Genomic DNA, 16,109 nt, shown 5'->3' with positions numbered 1-16,109 from the left:
TGGAAGTCAAGTCTTTCGCACCGAAAGGGCGACCTTCGGGTTAGGTATGCCTAACTCTCGGTTCACGTCTTCCGGTAAACCGTACGTCCGTCTTGCTAGACATCGCAAGGCGGGGTCCACCCGCCGATCCTCTCAAGCCCCGGGCGCCGGGAAAGTCGATGTTTGCCGTCGTCAATGGACGGGAATGCGGTCCCGCATGACGGCCCCGGCGGAACTGGACCAGCTCACCGACTTCTTCGGTCGATACGGCACGGCCCTGACCACCGGCGACGTGGCGGGGATCGCACGTTGCCACACGCTGCCCGGGTTGGTGGTCTCCGACTCGTACAGCTTCACGTTCAGCTCGCCGGCGGCGGTGGCGCTCTCCTTCCTGGGTGCGGCACCCGCGTACCGGGAGCAGCGCGTCATCGCGGCGCACGCCAAACTGCTCGACGTGTTCCGGCTGTCCGCGGCGCTCGCACTCGTCTCGGTCGAGTGGGAGTACCTGGACAGTGCGGGGGAGCATGTGCCGGGGGAGAGGTACCGCTATCTCATCCGGATCGACGCGGACGGGCCGCTGATCACGACGGTGATCGCGACGAAGTGATCGTCAGCTCGTTCGCCGGGGTGAAGTGCGGTCGGATCTCCGGGGTGGACGGGAGGACCCAGGCGATCCGCTTGTCGATGATGTCGTCGGCGGTCCTGCCGAGTCGGATCTCGTCCTCGGCGGGTGCCGGTCTCACCCAGAGCGTCCAGTCGCCCGCTTCGAGTCCATTTACCTCGACTTTTCCGTCTTTTATATCAAATGTACGGGTAGAGTCGGCTCCTCTTGCGACGAGCACGGGATCCTCCACCTTGGCGCCGATCAGTCGCACGGCCAGTCGCACGCCGTCCTCGTCGACCGCGATCTCGTCCAGCTCAGCCCGGCACGGCGCGTCGACGACCCGGACCGCCAGCCCGCCGTCACCGAGCTGATAGGGGAGTTCCGTCCTGCCCGATTCGTCCCATTCGAGCAGTGCTCGGGTGTCGCGGCAGCCCGACGAAACGGATAAATCCTCATTTTTGAGTGCCCAGGATCCTGGGGTCAGCGCCTCCCCTGCCGGAACAGACACCGACGGTGACCCGATCCGCTCCCACCGCATGGTCGTGGCATACGCCGTCAACTTCAGCCGCCCGTCACGACCCACCTCGCAGTCGGCGGTCGGCAGCGACAGCGCCCCCGCCGGCCCCAGCGCCCCCACCGGCGCCCGCTTGAAGTGCCACCCCCACTTGCGCGCCTTGAGCTGGTCGAACAACTCCTCGTACCGCTCCGCGATCGGCCCCGGGTCGTACCGCGCCGAGTTCTCCAGGGCCCGCGCCGCCATCTCCCGCCGCCCCGCGTCGTCGTTGATCACGCGAAGGAGGGCGGCGCCCAGCGCGTCCGGGTCACCGACCGGCGTCAGCACTCCGTCGACCCCGTCGGCGAGGATCTCGCCCGGCCCGTGCGGCGCGTCCGTGCTGACCACCGGAACCCCGTTGCGCATCGCCTCGACGAGCGTCATCCCGAACGGCTCCTGATCCGCCGAGACGCACGCGATCGAGCCCTTGGCCCACTCCGTCTCGATCGGCGAATACGCGCCCATGAGGCGTACGTGGTTGTGCAGCCCGAGCTCCAGCACCAGGTCCCGCAGCTTGTCACGCTCCGGCCCGGCGCCGTAGAGCCGCAGCTCCCAGTCCGGCCGCTCGGCGACCACCTTGGCGAACGCGCGGACCATCACGTCGTACCGCTTGCTGCCGACCAGCCGTCCGGCCGCCACCACGATCTTGGACCGGCCGTGCGAGGCCGGTACCCGCGGAGCGGGAATGCCGTTCGGGATGTGTAGCAGCTTCGTGCGGCCCAGCCGGAGGTGCTGCCGGTAGTCCTCGGCGTCCCGGGAGCTCACCGTGACGAACGCGTCCAGCCGCCGGATGTGCTGCGGCATGGCGCGCAGCAGCTTCTTCTTGTGCCGGCCCCGGGTCAGGTGCTCCTGACCGATCCGGACCATGTGGCGCGGCGCGAACTGAGCGGCGTACGCGATCAGGCCGGGCCGGGTCGCGATCACCACGTCGGCGTCGCTGGCGCGCAGGTACGCCCGATATCGATCCTCGACGAACTGGTCGTAGTCACCCGCCCGGTAGTCGGCACGCGGATAGACCCGTGGTTCCACGCCGCGGCCGGGCGCGTCCTTCACGTAGTCCGGGTGCGCCGCCCTCGTCTCGGTCAGCGACATCAGCCGGATCCGCCGGTCGGCCTTCAGCTGCGGCGCGTCCCGGCCGCGGAGCGTGCTCAGCACCTCCACGTCGTGGCCACGCTCGGCGAGCGCGCCACCGAGGTTGAACGTCGTCTGGATGGTGCCGCCGACGCCGAAGGCGTTGTTGATCAAGAAAAGAATCTTCACAGTCAGACCACCGAAGGGCTACCGCACGGACATCAAGCCGTCACGCTAGACCTTGCGCACAAACCATTCGCATTTCGGGACGCGTGTTCCCGGCACGCGCTGAAATAGTCGTAGCCCGGTGCGAGGATGACCCGGTGACGACGATCGAGATCACTGCGGCAGCTCCGCCGCGTCACCGGCCCCGTCCGCAATGGCTCATCGTGCACTACCACCGGCCCGACGGCGACTACACGGACTGGGCACTGCACGCCTGGGGTGACGTCGCGCCCGGCGCCGAGACGGTCTATCCGGACGGGGTTCCGTTCGCAGGCGAGGACGAGTTCGGGCGCTTCGCCTGGATCAAGCTCGCTCCCGAGGCGCGTGAGGTCGGTTTCCTGGTCGTGCACCGCTTCGGCGCCAAGGACGTGGAGATCGATCGCTGGGCCGACGTGGAGAAGGGCGGTGAGATCTGGCTGCGTGCCAACGACCGTCGGGTGCGGTCCGAGCCACCGGCGCCGCCTCAGCCCGCCGACCCCGGCTTCGCCGTGATCCATTACCGCCGGCCGGACGGGGACTACAGCGGGTGGGGCCTGCACTGCTGGGAGGGGGTCGATGTCAGAGACAAAACCCGATGGGGTACGCCGAAAGCACCCACTCGCTTCGACGAGTACGGCGCGGTTTTCGAGGTTCCGGTCCGCCCGGACGCCGTCGGCCTGCGTTTCGTGGTGCACCGCGGCGACGAGAAGGACCTGCCCGACGACCAGCGCCTCGACCTGACCGTCGCCCGTGAGCTCTGGATGCTGGCCGGTCACGCCGCACCGGTCCGGCCCGCGATCGACACCCTCGGCCCGGAGCTGGATCCCGCCAGGGCCTACGCGGTCTATCTGGATCGCGGCACGGTCGCCCTGCCCGAGTGGTTCGCCGCCCGCGCGGTGACGTTCACGATGCTCGCCTCCGCCGCCAGCGACCTGCGCCGGGAGGGCACCGAGCTGACCGGCGAGGACGAGGAGCTGGCCCTGGTGCCCCGCCCCGGCGGCCTGTTCCAGGCGCAGAGCCGCAAGTTCCCGCACCTGCGAGCATACCGGGCGTTCGCCGTCCGGGAGATGAGCGACAAGGTCCTCGGTGACCTGCTGCGCGGTCAGCTGCTGGTGGCCGGCCGGGACGCCGACGGTCAGCTGGTCGCGCTCACCGCGGTGCAGCCGGCCGGCGTGCTCGACGACCTCTACGCGGACGCCGCCGAGGCCGAGCTCGGCCCGGTGATCACCGACGAGGAGCTCCCGCGCCTGTCGGTCTGGGCGCCGACCGCCCGCGACGTGCGGCTGGAGCTGTTCCGCGAGCCCGGCGAGGACCCGCGGGTGCTGCCGATGGACCGGGACGCGGTGAGCGGCGTCTGGTCGATCACCGGCAAGCGCAAGTGGCTGGGTCGCTACTACCGCTATCGGGTGGAGGTCTGGCACCCGGCCGCGCAGCGGGTGGTGACCACCAGCGTCACCGACCCGTATTCGGTGTCGCTGGCCTCCGGCTCCACACACAGCCAGCTGGTCGACCTCGACGACCCGGCGCTCGCCCCGCACGGCTGGGACAGCCTGGTCAAACCGCCCGCGCCGGCACCGGCCCGGATGCAGATCGCCGAGGTGTCGGTCCGCGACTTCTCGATCTTCGACGCGTCGGTGCCGGCCCGCGACCGCGGCTCCTACCTGGCGTTCACCCACCCCGGTTCGGCCGGCATGCGCCACCTGCGCTCGCTCGCCGAGGCCGGGCTCACCCACCTGCACCTGCTGCCGCTGAACGACTTCGGTTCGGTGCCCGACCGCCGGGCCGACCAGGCGACGCCCGCCTGCGATCTGGCCTCGTTCCCGCCGGACTCGCCCGAGCAGCAGCGCGCGGTGATGGCCGTCGCCGACGAGGACGGCTTCAACTGGGGTTACGACCCGTGGCACTGGACCACGCCGGAGGGCAGCTACGCCACCGACCCGGACGGCAGCGCCCGGATCCGACAGGTGCGCTCGATGGTGGCCGCCCTCAACCGGGCCGGTCTGCGAGTGGTGCTGGACGTGGTCTACAACCACACGATGCGCGACGGCCTCGACCGGTTCAGCGTCCTCGACCGGGTCGTCCCCGGCTACTATCACCGGCTGCTCGCCGACGGCAGCACGGCCGAGTCCACCTGCTGCCCGAACACCGCGCCCGAGCACATGATGATGAGCAAACTGATCATCGACTCGCTGGTCACCTGGGCGACGGCGTACCGGGTGGACGGCTTCCGGTTCGACCTCATGGGCCACCACCCGAGGGCCAATATCCTGGAGGCGCGGATCGCCCTGGACCGGCTCGGCGACTCCGGGCGCGACATCTGCCTCTACGGCGAGGGGTGGAATTTCGGCGAGGTGGCGTACGACGCCAGGTTCGCCCAAGCCACCCAGATCAACATGGCGGGCACCGGGATCGGGACGTTCAACGACCGGCTGCGCGACGCCGTCCGGGGCGGCGGCTCGGACCCGCGCGCGCAGGGTTTCGCCACCGGGCTGGGCTCCCGGGTCCCGCTCTGGACCCACGACCAGATCAAGGTGGGCCTGGCCGGCGGCCTCGCAGGCTACCGGTTCGTCACGCACACCGGCGCCGAGCACAGCGGCGGCCAGCTGGACTACAACGGCTCCCCGAGCGGCTACGCACAGGCACCCGGCGAGGCGGTCAACTACATCGACGCCCACGACAACGAGATTCTGTACGACGCGATGGCCTTCAAACTCCCGGTCGCCACCCCACCGCTGGACCGCGCCCGCATGCAGGTCCTGGCGTTGTCCCTGGTCGTGCTGAGCCAGGGCGCAGGCTTCGTCGCACTCGGCAGCGAGCGACTCCGGTCGAAATCGCTGGACCGCAACTCGTTCAACTCCGGCGACTGGTTCAACCAGATCCGCTGGGACCCCGCCCACGGCAACGGTTTCGGCCTCGGCCTGCCACCCTTCGACGACAACCGCGACAATTGGGACATAGCGCGGCCGCTGCTGGCCGAGCCCTCCCTGGTACCACCACCGGACGCGATCACACTGACCGCCGAACGCTACCGAGAGCTCCTCCGTGTCCGCTCCTCGTCCCCGGTCTTCGGCCTGCCCACCGCCGAGGAGGTGCAGCGCCGCGTGTCGTTCCCCCTGGGCGGCCCCGGCGAGACCCCCGGCGTGATCGTGATGTGCCTGGACGCCACCGGCCTGGACCCTCGGTGGCGCCGCCTCGCCGTCGTCTTCAACGCCACCGAGGAACCGACCGACCAGCGCCTGCCGGGCCATGGCGGCACCGAGTGGCACCTACACCCCGCCCTGCTGAAATCCGCCGACCCGGAGTTGCGCACGGCCACCGCCACCCCCACCGCCGACGCGGTCACGCTGTCGGTGCCGGCCCGCTCGGTGGCCGTCTTCGTGAGCTGAACTCTCCGTCCCGCGCCCGCCGACCCGCGCCCGCCGGCCCGCGCCCGGTTGCCGGGGCGTCTCGGATTACGGCTGGTAGGCGGAGACGGTCCAGCACTCGGCTTCGGCGGCCGTGTCGGAGACGTTGACGGTCACCTTGACCGGGTGGCCGTCGGTGGCGTCGAACTCGGTCGTCACCTCGGCGCCGTCCTCGGTGGCGGTCTGCGCCATGGTGACCAGCTCGGCGAGGGTCGGCACCTCGATCTCCTCGCCCGGGTCGCCGGTGATCGGGCCGAGGTCCACCTCCGCCGAGGCCGACGGCGCGGCCGCCGGTGCGCCGATCCGCTCGGCCGAGGTCACCACGCCGCCCTGCACGGTCGCCTTGTAGTGACCGAGCGGCGCGGACGCGTCACAACCCCGGACGAGCTCGTAGCTGTAGGACGCCGGCTCGGTCCAGGCCGGCGCCGAGCCGCCCGTCACGGCCGGGGCGGACGCCGCCGGTTCGGAGAACGTCGGTTTGGCCTCGTCGCCGGACGACGAACATCCACCGACCAACCCGACCAGGACCAACGCGCACAGGGCACGCTCGAACCGCACCACGACCTCCGCCTCTCGGCCACCGCAGTTCGGGGCCACGCGGCGAAATCTAGCGCAGCCCCGCGAACCCACCGTGGCCGGGCGCGCAGCCGTCAGCCCAGCCGTCAGCCCAGTCGGCGGCACCCCCGGCGCTCGGCTGTCAGCCGGGCAGGCGGGGGCCGGCCTCGCGCTGGGAGGCCAGCCACTTCTCGACCTCGGTGGAGGAGCGGGGGAGGCCCGCCGACAGGTTGCGGCAGCCGTCCGCGGTGACCAGGACGTCGTCCTCGATGCGGACGCCGACGCCGCGCAGTTCGGCGGGCACCAGGTCGTCCTCGGCCTGGAAGTACAGGCCCGGCTCGACCGTCAGGACGTAGCCCTCCTGCAGCTTGCCGTCACGGTAGGACTCGCTACGGGCGTTCGCGCAGTCGTGCACGTCGATGCCGAGCATGTGGCCGAAGCCGTGCAGTGTCCAGCGGCGGTAGACGGTCGACTTCTCGCCCATCGCCTCGTCCACGCTGACCGGCAGCAGGCCCAGGTCGTGCAGGCCCTCGGCGAGCACGCGCATGCAGGTGAGATGCACGTCACGGAACGCGACACCCGGTTTGATGGCGTCCATGCCCGCCTGCTGTGACGCGTACACGATGTCGTAGACCTGGCGCTGCAGCGGGCTGAAGGTGCCGGAGACCGGGACCGTGCGCGTCACGTCGGCGGTGTAGAGGTTGTGGCCCTCGACACCCATGTCCATCAGCAGCAGCTCGCCGGGCGTGGTGACGCCGGTGTTGCGCACCCAGTGCAGGATCGTCGCGTGCGGCCCGGAGCCGACGATCGAGCTGTACCCGACGTCGTTGCCGTCGTGCCGCGCGCGCAGCCCGAAGACGCCCTCCAGGAGCCGCTCCTTGACGCTGCGGTCGGCCGGCAGCACGCGGGCCACGTCCTCGAAGCCGAACACCGTGGCGTCGATCGCGGCCTGCAGCTGGGCGATCTCCCACTCGTCCTTGACCAGCTTCAGCTCGGAGATCACCCGGGCCAGCTCGCGGTCGCGGGGCTTCTCCCGGTCCGGCTCGTAGGCGAGGACGGCCCGGTCCACGTTCGCGTCGAGGCCGCGCAGCACACGGGTGCGGCCGGGTGCCGAGTGGGCCAGCGTCGGGCCCAGCTCGCCCAGGGCGGCGGTGTCGACGCCGAGCTCCTCCGACTTCTCGGCGAGCGTGTGCGTGCGGCCCACCCACAGCTCGCCGTTGCGGTCGCGGAAGAACCGGTCGGTGTCCTTCGAGTTGCGCTGCCGGGTGAAGAGCACGGCGTCGTGACCCGAGCCGCTCGGCCGCAGGACCAGGACGCTGTCCGGGTCGCGGTCGCCGGTCAGGTAGAAGAAGTCGGATCCGGGGCGGAACGGGTAGTCGGTGTCGTTCGCGCGTACCTTCTCGTTGCCGCTCGGGATGATCAGCGTCTCGCCGGGGAAAGCCTCGGAGAGTGCCGCCCGGCGCTTCGCGTAGTTCGGCACCTCGGGCAATGGGGAGACCGAGAGCGGGTCCTCCCGCCAGCCGCTGCGCATGAACTGCAGGAACGCCTCCGGGAAGTCGGGGTCGTGCGACTCCGTCCTGGGCGCGGACTGCCCGCCGCCGCTCTGCTCGGCCATGTGAGATGCCTCCGTTCTCCGGTCGTCCCGACGTTACAGCCTTCGCTCCGGGAAGAGCAGAGCCGGTGGCGTGCGCTGCCTCTCCTCAGCCGGGGTCGCGGACCGCGGTGCGGGTCATGCAGGCGAGGCGCGCACCGGCCGTGCCGGCCTCGCCGGGTGCGGTGTGCGTGTGCTCGGCGTGAAGGACCATCGACCAGGCGGGACGTGCGTCGCTGAAACGCCATTCTTGGGTACGGTCGGCGCGCCCGATCCCCTGCGCGTCGGCGGTGAAGTCGAGCCAGACCTCGTTGTCCGGGTTCGCGTACCGGGGGTCGACCGACGCGTGCTCCGCGTCCGCGGCGGGGTCGATCCGGTGCTGGTAGTGCGGCCCCGCGTCGGCCGGGTCGTCGGTGCAGGCCCTCGTGTGGAGGTGGGCGCCGTACGCCCGTCCCGGCACCAGCCCCGTCACCTTGAGCAGCACCCGCGACCCCTCGCGCGTCTCACCGACCGCCAGCCGGACCTTCGCGCCGACCGGAACCGTCTTCGGGTCGTACGTGACCGACGGCGTGGCCTCGGCCCAGTCCCGGAACGTCCCCTGCGTCACGTGTGCCGGGATCCAGTCGGGCGCCGGCGCGGCAACGGCCGGTGAACCGATGCCCAGGGCCAGCGGCGCGGCGAGCAGCAACAGTCGAGATCTCATCCCGCGATTTTGGCAAAACACCACATACCGCGCGGGCGAACGCGCACTCTGGCACAGCAGTGCCATCGGATGGGCCCCTCCACCGGCGCGGTCGGGGATGGGAGAGTGGGGCATGGGCTACGCGATGGTGATGGGTGAGGCGCTGATCGACCTGCTCGAGGCCGACCTGGACGGCGAGCAGATCTACCGGCAGGCGATCGGCGGGGCACCGCTCAACGTCGCCGTCGGGGTGGCCCGGCTGGGCGGTTCGGTCCGTTATGCGGGCGCGCTCAGCGGCGACGTGCTCGGCGAGCGGATCGCGGCCTTCCTGGACGACGCCGGAGTCGACCGGTCCGGCGTGCGCCGCGTCGGGGTGCCCACCACTCTCGCGGTCACGACGTTCGAGGGTGCCGAGCCGACCTTCACGTTCTACGGTGAGCCGCCGTCGTACGCCCTGCTCGGCCCCGACGACCTGGACACCGCGGCGGTGGCGTCGGCGAGTGTGCTCTACACCGGCTCGATCTGCCTGCTGCGCGAGCCGTTCCGCGCCGCGGCCCGCGCCGCTTGGGCCACCGCCGGGCCGATCCGGGTCTTCGACCCCAACGTACGTCCCACTCTGCTGCCCGGCGCCGCCGACGTGGACGCCCTCCGCGACCTGGTCGAGGAGTTCTTCGCCACCGCCGACCTGGTCAAATTGAGCGCCGCCGACGCCGAGGTGCTGTACGGCGAACCCGACCCGGCCCGCGCCGCTGACCGGATCCGCGCTCTGGGTGCCGGAGCCGTCGTGGTGACCTGCGGTTCCCGGGGCGCACACGTGGCCGCCGCCGACGGCGCCGCGATGCTGCCCGCACCCTCGGTCGCCGCGATCGACGCGACCGGCGCCGGCGACTCGGTGATGGGCGCGCTGGTCAGCCGCCTGCTGGCCGAGGGCCGCCCGGACGGCCTGTCCGACTGGCAGCGCCACGTCCGCTTCGCCCTCGCGGTGGCCGGCCTGGTCTGCGAACGCAAGGGCGGCGCCACCGCCATGCCCACTCCCCCGGAGCTGACCACCCGCTGGGGCGCCCTCGTCTAACCCACCCGCTCCCACACCCCAATCGCCAACCGCTCAGTGTGTGGAGTTGCGCCCACCCACACACCCGAACTCCACACACCGATCGGCAACCGCTCAGTGTGTGGAGTTGCGCCCACCCACACACCCGAACTCCACACACCAATCGGCAACCGCTCGGTGTGTGGAGTTGCGCCCACCCGCGCGCCCGAACTCCACACGCCGATTGGCAACCGCTCGGTGTGTGGAGTTGCGCCCACCCGCGCGCCCGAACTCCACACGCTGATTGGCAACGGCTTGGTGTGTGGAGTTGTGCCCGCCTGCGCACCCGAACTCCACACGCGGGGGTTAGTCGCCGAGGGCTCGGGCTATGAAGCGCTGGCGGTCGAGGATGATCCGTTCGATGCGGACCTCGGCGACGAGCTGGTCGCCGTCGTGGATCTCGACCTCGAAGAGGAGCTTGCGGCCATCCACCTTGGTCAGGGTGGCCTGGGCGACGACGCGGCGGCCGAGCGGGGTGGGTGCCCTGTGCTCGACCTCGGCGCGGCTGCTGACGGTCGTGACGCCGCCCGGGATCTGGCGGGCGGTGGCGGCGACGGTGGCGGCCTCGGCCAGCGCGAGCACTCGGGGCGTGCCGAGCACCGGCACGTCGCCGGAGCCGAGGGACTGGGCGGTGTCGGCGTCGGTGACCGTCAACTCGACCCGGGCGTTGAGACCGGGTGCGAACTCCGGAAGCTCCATCGTCAAAGCTTAAGGCTGCGAAGGCCGCTGCCAGAACGTCTCGTCCACGGGCGTGACCGGCGCACCCGTCGGGGGAGCGGCCGGCGGAGCGGGAGGAGCCGGCGGAAGGGCAGCGGCCGGCTGAGCGGAAACAGAGGGCGGTGCGGAGACAGAGGGCGGTGCGGAAACAAAGGGCGGAGTGGGAACAGCGGGTGGGATCGAGTCGCGGGCCTGGCGGGCTCGGGTCGCCAGTTCGTCCGCGAGTGCCCACGCCTCCGCGAGATCACGGTCGCGGGCCATCCCGGCGCGGCCGCCGGCCGTGTCCGCGACGACCGTGGCTAGGCCGAGCATCCGCTGCAGCGGGCCCTGGACGACGCGCACGCTCTGGATTCTCGCGTACGGCACGAGGGTCATCTCCCTGGTGACCCGGCCGGCGCGGGTGACGAACACCGATGGTGCCAGCCCCGCGCCGTAGAAGCGCAGGGCGACCGGGTGCAGCCAGCGTGCCCGCAGCGGCGGCGGGGACGTCGCGAGGGCGGTCAGGTCCACGCCGGGCAGGGCGGCGGCGACCAGGGTGCGCGCCGCGGCGATGTCGCCGACCGGCATGAGGCGGTCGGAGCTCTTGTCGTCCCCGCCGGCCTCCGGCAGTGAGTAGCCCGCGATGTCGAGTCGCAGGTTCAGCCAGCGGGCCGGGCGCCAGAGCAGCGGCCAGTTGACCCGGACCGTCTGGACCCGGTGCGGCGGCACCACCTGGCTGCGGGTCTCCAGCAGGCCGTAGTGCAGGACGAGCCGGGTCTCCCGGTCGCGCCCGAGGCGGAAGTCCCAGTCGCGCAGCACCCGGCGGATCGGCTGGAGCAGCACACCGGCCATCGCGGTCACGGTGCTGGCGATGCCGATGAAGGTCCACGAGCCCTCCATCACGAACTGGGTGGCCACCCAGGCGATGCCGATCGGCAGGAAGAAGGCCTGCGGGGTGAGCAGTTGGCTGACCAGCAGGTCCTGGTTGCGGACCTGGAAGAGCGGGGTGTCGGGGGCCACCGGGACGGCGGACGGGAGATCCGGGGCGGCGGCATGGCCGGACAGGGCCAGGAGCCGCTCGCGGAGGATCGTCGCGTTCTGCACGGTGAGGTACGCCAGGGGCGCCTCGGTCTTGCCGCCGCCGACCACCTCGAGCCGGAGTTCGGCGAGGCCGGTCAGCTGGGCGAGCAGGGGACGGCGCAGCTCGACGGCCTGGAGGCGGTCGAGCGGGATGGCCCGGTTGCGCCGCCAGATGAGGCCCTCGGCGATCCGGAGCTCCCGGCCGACCACGTGGTAGCCGGTGCTCCACCAGCCGACCACCGAGAAGATGACCACGCCGATCGCGAGGACCGCCACGACCGCGGCGAAGTGCGCGGCGCCGAGCTGGTTGAACGTCTGCCAGGACAGGGCCGCGACGATCACCACGATGCTCTTGGCGCCGTTGAGCAGCGGGCTGAGCGGATGGAGGCGCTGCCGGGTCTCCAGGTCGGGCCCGGCCTGCGGGAATCCGGCGGTGCTCACAGGCCCTCGGCCCGGTCCTCGCCGAGCGCGGTCAGCCGGTCCCGCAGCCTCGACGCCTCCTCCGGCGGCAGGCCCGGGATCCGCGCGTCACTGGCCGCGGCGGCGGTGTGCAGCTGGACCGTGGCGAGGCCGAACGCGCGCTCCAGCGGACCGGCGGTGACGTCCACGTACTGCATCCGCGCGTACGGGACGATCGACAGGTGGCGGACCAGCAGGCCGTGGCGCACCAGGAGGTCCTTGTCGCGTTCCGCGTACCCCCAGGCTCGCACTGCCCGCGCCGCGACAAGCGCGCGCCAGGCGCCCAGCAGGACCACCGCGGTGATCCCGATCGGCCAGAGGATCTGGCCGCCGAGAGCCCAGCCGACGCTCAGGCCGGCGATCAGGACGGCCAGCCAGACGGCCAGGTTGATCAGTTCGATGACGATCAGTTTGCTGGAGACCGGGCGCCAGGCGACCGTGTCCGGCCAGGGTTCGAGGGCATCGACGACGGTGCGGGGCGGCTCGCTCACACTTGAAGCCTAGGAGATGACCGCATCCGATGCCGGTTCGAAGGGTGTGACTTCGCGCAGGAACCGGCGCGCGGAGAGGAAGTCGCCGAGAGTGGACCGGTGTTCCTCGCAGGCCAGCCAGGTTTTGCGGTAGTCAGGCGTGTGCAGTTTCGGATTGTTCCACCGGAGCTGCCACACCGCGTCGGCTCGACACCCTTTGGCGGAGCACTGCGGTTGTAGGACGTCCATGACTTAAGAATATGAGCGCCGGGCGGCCACGGGGGAAGCCGCCCGGCGACGAGGCAAATGCTACACGCATCACGCCGCGGCGTATTCACCCGGTGACCGTGCCCGATCCGGCGGATCGCGCAGAAAGATCAACACGACCGGCCTATGGTGCCGCGGGGGCTGCGGTGAGCGAGCAACGACAAGCATGATGACGGTCAGGTGACGCGAGTGGCCGCAAGCTCTTAGGAACCTCTCAGCCGTATCAGGTTGGGTGTCGTGTAAGTCTTGAGCGTCGGCATATCAGGATCCGTTTGTGGAGGACCGGTGGCGCAGCCCAGCACGCCCGAGAGCGAGACCAGTCCCGATGCCGGTGCGCCGGTGACACCCGCGCACGACGCGTCGCAGCTGGAGCGCGCCATGTTCGAGGTGAAGCGGGTCATCGTCGGGCAGGACCGGATGGTCGAGCGGATGTTCGTGGCGCTGCTCGCGCGGGGCCACTGCCTGCTCGAGGGTGTTCCAGGTGTGGCCAAGACGCTCGCCGTGGAGACCCTGGCCAAGGTGGTCGGCGGCACGTTCTCCCGGGTGCAGTTCACCCCGGACCTGGTGCCCGCCGACATCGTCGGCACCCGGATCTACCGGCAGTCCAGCGAGCAGTTCGACGTCGAGCTGGGCCCGGTGTTCGTGAACTTCCTGCTGGCCGACGAGATCAACCGAGCGCCGGCGAAGGTGCAGTCCGCGCTGCTCGAGGTGATGGCCGAGCACCAGGTGTCGATCGGCGGCAAGAGCTACGAGGTGCCCGACCCGTTCCTGGTGATGGCCACGCAGAACCCGATCGAGCAGGAGGGCGTCTACCCGCTGCCCGAGGCGCAGCGCGACCGCTTCCTCATGAAGATCCTGGTGGGCTACCCGACCGACAGCGAGGAACGGGAGATCGTCTACCGGATGGGCGTGAGCGCGCCGGAGCCGAAACAGGTGTTCAGCCCGGCCGACCTGCTCGCCCTGCAGCGCCGCGCGGACCAGGTCTTCGTGCACAACGCGCTGGTCGACTACACGGTCCGGCTGGTGCTGGCCACCCGCGCCCCGGCACAGCACGGGCTGTCCGACGTCGCGCAGCTGATTCAGTACGGTGCGAGCCCTCGCGCCTCACTCGGCATCGTCCGGGCCACCCGCGCGCTCGCACTGCTCCGCGGGCGGGACTACGCGCTGCCGCAGGACCTCACCGACGTCGCGCCGGACATCCTGCGGCACCGGCTGGTCCTCAGCTACGACGCGCTCGCCGACGACATCCCGGCCGACCACGTGGTCGCCCGGATCATGCAGGCCGTGCCGATGCCGTCGGTCGCCGCGCGCCAGGGCGCCTCGCCGAACGGCGTGCACAACGGCGTGCAGCCCACCAGCGGGGTGCCGGCCTATCCGCAGGGCGGCGCATGGCCCGGCCAGCAGTGAGCACCCCGGCCGCGCCGCTGACCTCCGAGGAGAACGCCCGGGCGGAGGCGGTCCTCGGCCGGCTGCAGCTGCTGGTCACCCGCAAACTGGACGGTCTGCTGCAGGGCGACTACGCGGGCCTGCTGCCCGGCCCCGGCACCGAGGCCGGCGAGTCCCGGGAGTACCGGCCGGGCGACGACGTGCGCCGGATGGACTGGCCGGTGACCGCGCGGACCACGCTGCCGCACGTCCGGCAGACGGTCGCCGACCGGGAGCTGGAGACGTGGCTGGCCGTGGACCTGTCGGCGAGTCTGGACTTCGGCACGGCACGCTGGCTGAAACGGGACCTGGTCATCGCGGCCGCGACGGCGATCGCTCATCTGACCGTCCGGGGTGGGAACCGCATCGGGGCCGTCGTCGGGACCGGCTCCGGCGTACCCGGCAGAGATCTGACCGGAAGCTGGTGGCGCCGCAAGGCGGCGACGGTGCCCGACCCGCACGCCGCGTCCCCGGTGGTTCGCCTGCCCGCGCGTCCCGGCCGCAAGGAGGCGCAGGGGCTGCTGCGCGCGATCGCCCGGACCCGGATCCGTCCCGGGCGCACCGACCTGGGCGCGCTGATCGACATGCTGAACCGGCCGCCGCGACGTCGTGGCGTGGCCGTGGTGATCTCCGACTTCCTGGCGCCGGTGGAGAGCTGGGCGCGCCCGGTGCGCAAGCTGGGCGTGCGCCACGACGTGCTCGCCATCGAGGTGGTGGACCCCCGTGAGCTGGAGCTCCCGGACGTCGGCGTGCTGACCCTGGCCGACCCGGAGTCCGGCTTCCTGCACGAGGTGCAGACGTCCGATCCGAAACTTCGCCAGAGGTACGCGGAGGCAGCCGGCGAGCAGCGCGCCGCCATCGCCCGGACACTGCGCGCCGCCGGTGCCGCCCACCTGCGCCTGCGCACCGACACCGACTGGCTGCTCGACATGGTCCGCTTCGTGGCCGCCCAGCGCCACGCCCGAACGCGAGGGACCACCCGATGATCCGATTCCTGGAACCCTGGTGGCTGCTGACACTGCTGCCGGTCCTCGCCATGGCCGGCGCGTACGTCTGGCGGCAGTTCCGCAAACGTCAGTACGCGATGCGCTTCACCAACGTCGACCTGCTGCGCACGCTCGCGCCGAAGGGCCTGGGCTGGCGCCGGCACGTCTCGGCCGCCGCGTTCCTGCTGATGCTCGGCGCGCTCGCCGCCGCGACCGCCCGCCCGTCGGTCGACACCGAGCAGCCCCTGGAACGCGCCACCGTGATGCTCGCCATCGACGTGTCGCTGTCAATGCAGGCCGACGACGTGGCGCCGAGCCGGATCGAGGCGGCGCAGGAGGCGGCGAAGGCGTTCGTCAGCGAGCTGCCGCCGACGTACAACCTCGGGCTGGTGTCGTTCGCGAAGGCGGCCAACGTGCTGGTGTCGCCGACCAAGGACCGCTCAGCGGTGATCTCGGCGATCGACGGGCTGACGCTTGCGGAGGCGACCGCGACCGGTGAGGCGGTTCTCACCTCGCTGGACGCCATCCGGTCGGTGCCGTCCGACGGCGCGGACGGCGCACCGCCCGCGCGGATCGTGCTGCTCTCCGACGGCTATCGGACGTCCGGCCGCTCGATCGAGGACGCGGCCGCCGCGGCGTCGGCGGCCAACGTGCCGGTGTCGACGATCGCCTTCGGCACCGACACCGGTGTGGTGGACATCCGAGGGTCGGTGCAGCGGGTGCCGGTGGACCGGCGGTCGCTGCAGGACCTGGCGGACCAGACGAAGGGCTTCTTCTACGAGGCGGCCTCGGTCAGCGAGCTCAAGAAGGTGTACGAGGACATGGGCAGCTCGATCGGCCATCGGACCGAGCCGCGCGAGGTGACCCAGTGGTACGCCGCCGCGGGCCTGCTGCTGGGCCTGCTCGGCGCGACGATGAGCCTGCTGTGGACCTCGAGACTCCCGTAACCGGTCAGGGGGTGTTGTGGGCGAGCACGAACAGCACGACCACCCA

At 71.4% G+C, this 16,109-nt stretch carries 14 protein-coding genes; 6 read left to right on the top strand and 8 right to left on the bottom strand.

Annotated features, from left to right (window positions below; genetic code table 11):
* The first annotated feature begins 196 nt into the window (after positions 1-196).
* Positions 197-586: a hypothetical protein gene (locus AB0M02_RS15405; RefSeq protein ID WP_364226733.1), complete on the top strand. Its 390-nt coding sequence runs from the start codon at positions 197-199 to the stop codon at positions 584-586.
* On the opposite strand, the gene AB0M02_RS15400 is transcribed toward AB0M02_RS15405, so the two are convergent.
* On the bottom strand, positions 561-2,396 hold the full coding sequence (locus tag AB0M02_RS15400) for a glycosyltransferase (RefSeq protein WP_364226730.1): 1,836 nt from the start codon (positions 2,394-2,396) through the stop codon (positions 561-563). The genes AB0M02_RS15405 and AB0M02_RS15400 overlap by 26 nt on opposite strands.
* A 134-nt stretch (positions 2,397-2,530) precedes the next feature.
* On the opposite strand from AB0M02_RS15400, the gene pulA reads away from it, so the two are divergent.
* Complete coding sequence (gene pulA, locus AB0M02_RS15395) at positions 2,531-5,797, top strand: pullulanase-type alpha-1,6-glucosidase (RefSeq protein ID WP_364226727.1); 3,267 nt, start codon at positions 2,531-2,533, stop codon at positions 5,795-5,797.
* Between the two features lie 66 nt (positions 5,798-5,863).
* Here the strand turns inward: pulA and AB0M02_RS15390 are convergent, their stop codons facing one another.
* The 3 genes from AB0M02_RS15390 to AB0M02_RS15380 form a co-directional block, all read right to left on the bottom strand.
* Positions 5,864-6,412 carry a hypothetical protein gene (locus AB0M02_RS15390; protein WP_364226724.1) on the bottom strand — a complete coding sequence of 183 codons (549 nt, stop codon included), beginning with the start codon at positions 6,410-6,412 and terminating at the stop codon, positions 5,864-5,866.
* 100 nt (positions 6,413-6,512) lie between these two features.
* Positions 6,513-7,985 (bottom strand): aminopeptidase P family protein, encoded by a 1,473-nt coding sequence (locus AB0M02_RS15385; RefSeq protein ID WP_364226721.1) that lies wholly within the window; start codon positions 7,983-7,985, stop codon positions 6,513-6,515.
* Positions 7,986-8,070: 85 nt separating this feature from the next.
* On the bottom strand, positions 8,071-8,664 hold the full coding sequence (locus tag AB0M02_RS15380; protein ID WP_364226718.1) for a superoxide dismutase: 594 nt from the start codon (positions 8,662-8,664) through the stop codon (positions 8,071-8,073).
* A 112-nt stretch (positions 8,665-8,776) separates the two neighbouring features.
* Here AB0M02_RS15380 and AB0M02_RS15375 point away from each other — a divergent pair, with 112 nt between their 5' ends.
* On the top strand, positions 8,777-9,715 hold the full coding sequence (locus AB0M02_RS15375; protein ID WP_364226717.1) for a carbohydrate kinase: 939 nt from the start codon (positions 8,777-8,779) through the stop codon (positions 9,713-9,715).
* Positions 9,716-10,039: 324 nt separating this feature from the next.
* On the opposite strand, the gene AB0M02_RS15370 is transcribed toward AB0M02_RS15375, so the two are convergent.
* From AB0M02_RS15370 to AB0M02_RS15355, 4 genes are read right to left on the bottom strand one after another with little or no spacing between them, the layout of a single operon-like run.
* Positions 10,040-10,438, bottom strand: a complete 399-nt coding sequence (locus AB0M02_RS15370) for a hotdog domain-containing protein (RefSeq protein WP_364226714.1) — start codon at positions 10,436-10,438, stop codon at positions 10,040-10,042.
* A gap of 3 nt (positions 10,439-10,441) precedes the next feature.
* The gene (locus tag AB0M02_RS15365; protein WP_364226711.1) at positions 10,442-11,950 is read right to left on the bottom strand and encodes a PH domain-containing protein; all 1,509 of its coding nucleotides are present in this window, start codon (positions 11,948-11,950) and stop codon (positions 10,442-10,444) included.
* Positions 11,947-12,459 carry a PH domain-containing protein gene (locus tag AB0M02_RS15360; protein ID WP_364226708.1) on the bottom strand — a complete coding sequence of 171 codons (513 nt, stop codon included), beginning with the start codon at positions 12,457-12,459 and terminating at the stop codon, positions 11,947-11,949. The genes AB0M02_RS15365 and AB0M02_RS15360 overlap by 4 nt, the downstream gene beginning before the upstream one ends.
* Positions 12,460-12,468: 9 nt before the next feature.
* Positions 12,469-12,687: a hypothetical protein gene (locus tag AB0M02_RS15355; protein ID WP_364226706.1), complete on the bottom strand. Its 219-nt coding sequence runs from the start codon at positions 12,685-12,687 to the stop codon at positions 12,469-12,471.
* 303 nt (positions 12,688-12,990) lie between these two features.
* Here AB0M02_RS15355 and AB0M02_RS15350 point away from each other — a divergent pair, with 303 nt between their 5' ends.
* From AB0M02_RS15350 to AB0M02_RS15340, 3 genes are read left to right on the top strand one after another with little or no spacing between them, the layout of a single operon-like run.
* A complete protein-coding gene (locus AB0M02_RS15350; protein ID WP_364226703.1) occupies positions 12,991-14,112 on the top strand; it encodes a MoxR family ATPase in 1,122 nt (373 codons plus the stop codon).
* Positions 14,094-15,116, top strand: a complete 1,023-nt coding sequence (locus AB0M02_RS15345) for a DUF58 domain-containing protein (RefSeq protein WP_364226700.1) — start codon at positions 14,094-14,096, stop codon at positions 15,114-15,116. The genes AB0M02_RS15350 and AB0M02_RS15345 overlap by 19 nt, the downstream gene beginning before the upstream one ends.
* Positions 15,113-16,063, top strand: a complete 951-nt coding sequence (locus AB0M02_RS15340) for a VWA domain-containing protein (protein ID WP_364226698.1) — start codon at positions 15,113-15,115, stop codon at positions 16,061-16,063. The genes AB0M02_RS15345 and AB0M02_RS15340 overlap by 4 nt, the downstream gene beginning before the upstream one ends.
* Positions 16,064-16,109: the final 46 nt, after the last annotated feature.

It is taken from the genome of Actinoplanes sp. NPDC051861, assembly GCF_040681145.1.
Lineage (GTDB): Bacteria > Actinomycetota > Actinomycetes > Mycobacteriales > Micromonosporaceae > Actinoplanes.
This window is presented reverse-complemented; position numbering and strand designations above follow the sequence as displayed.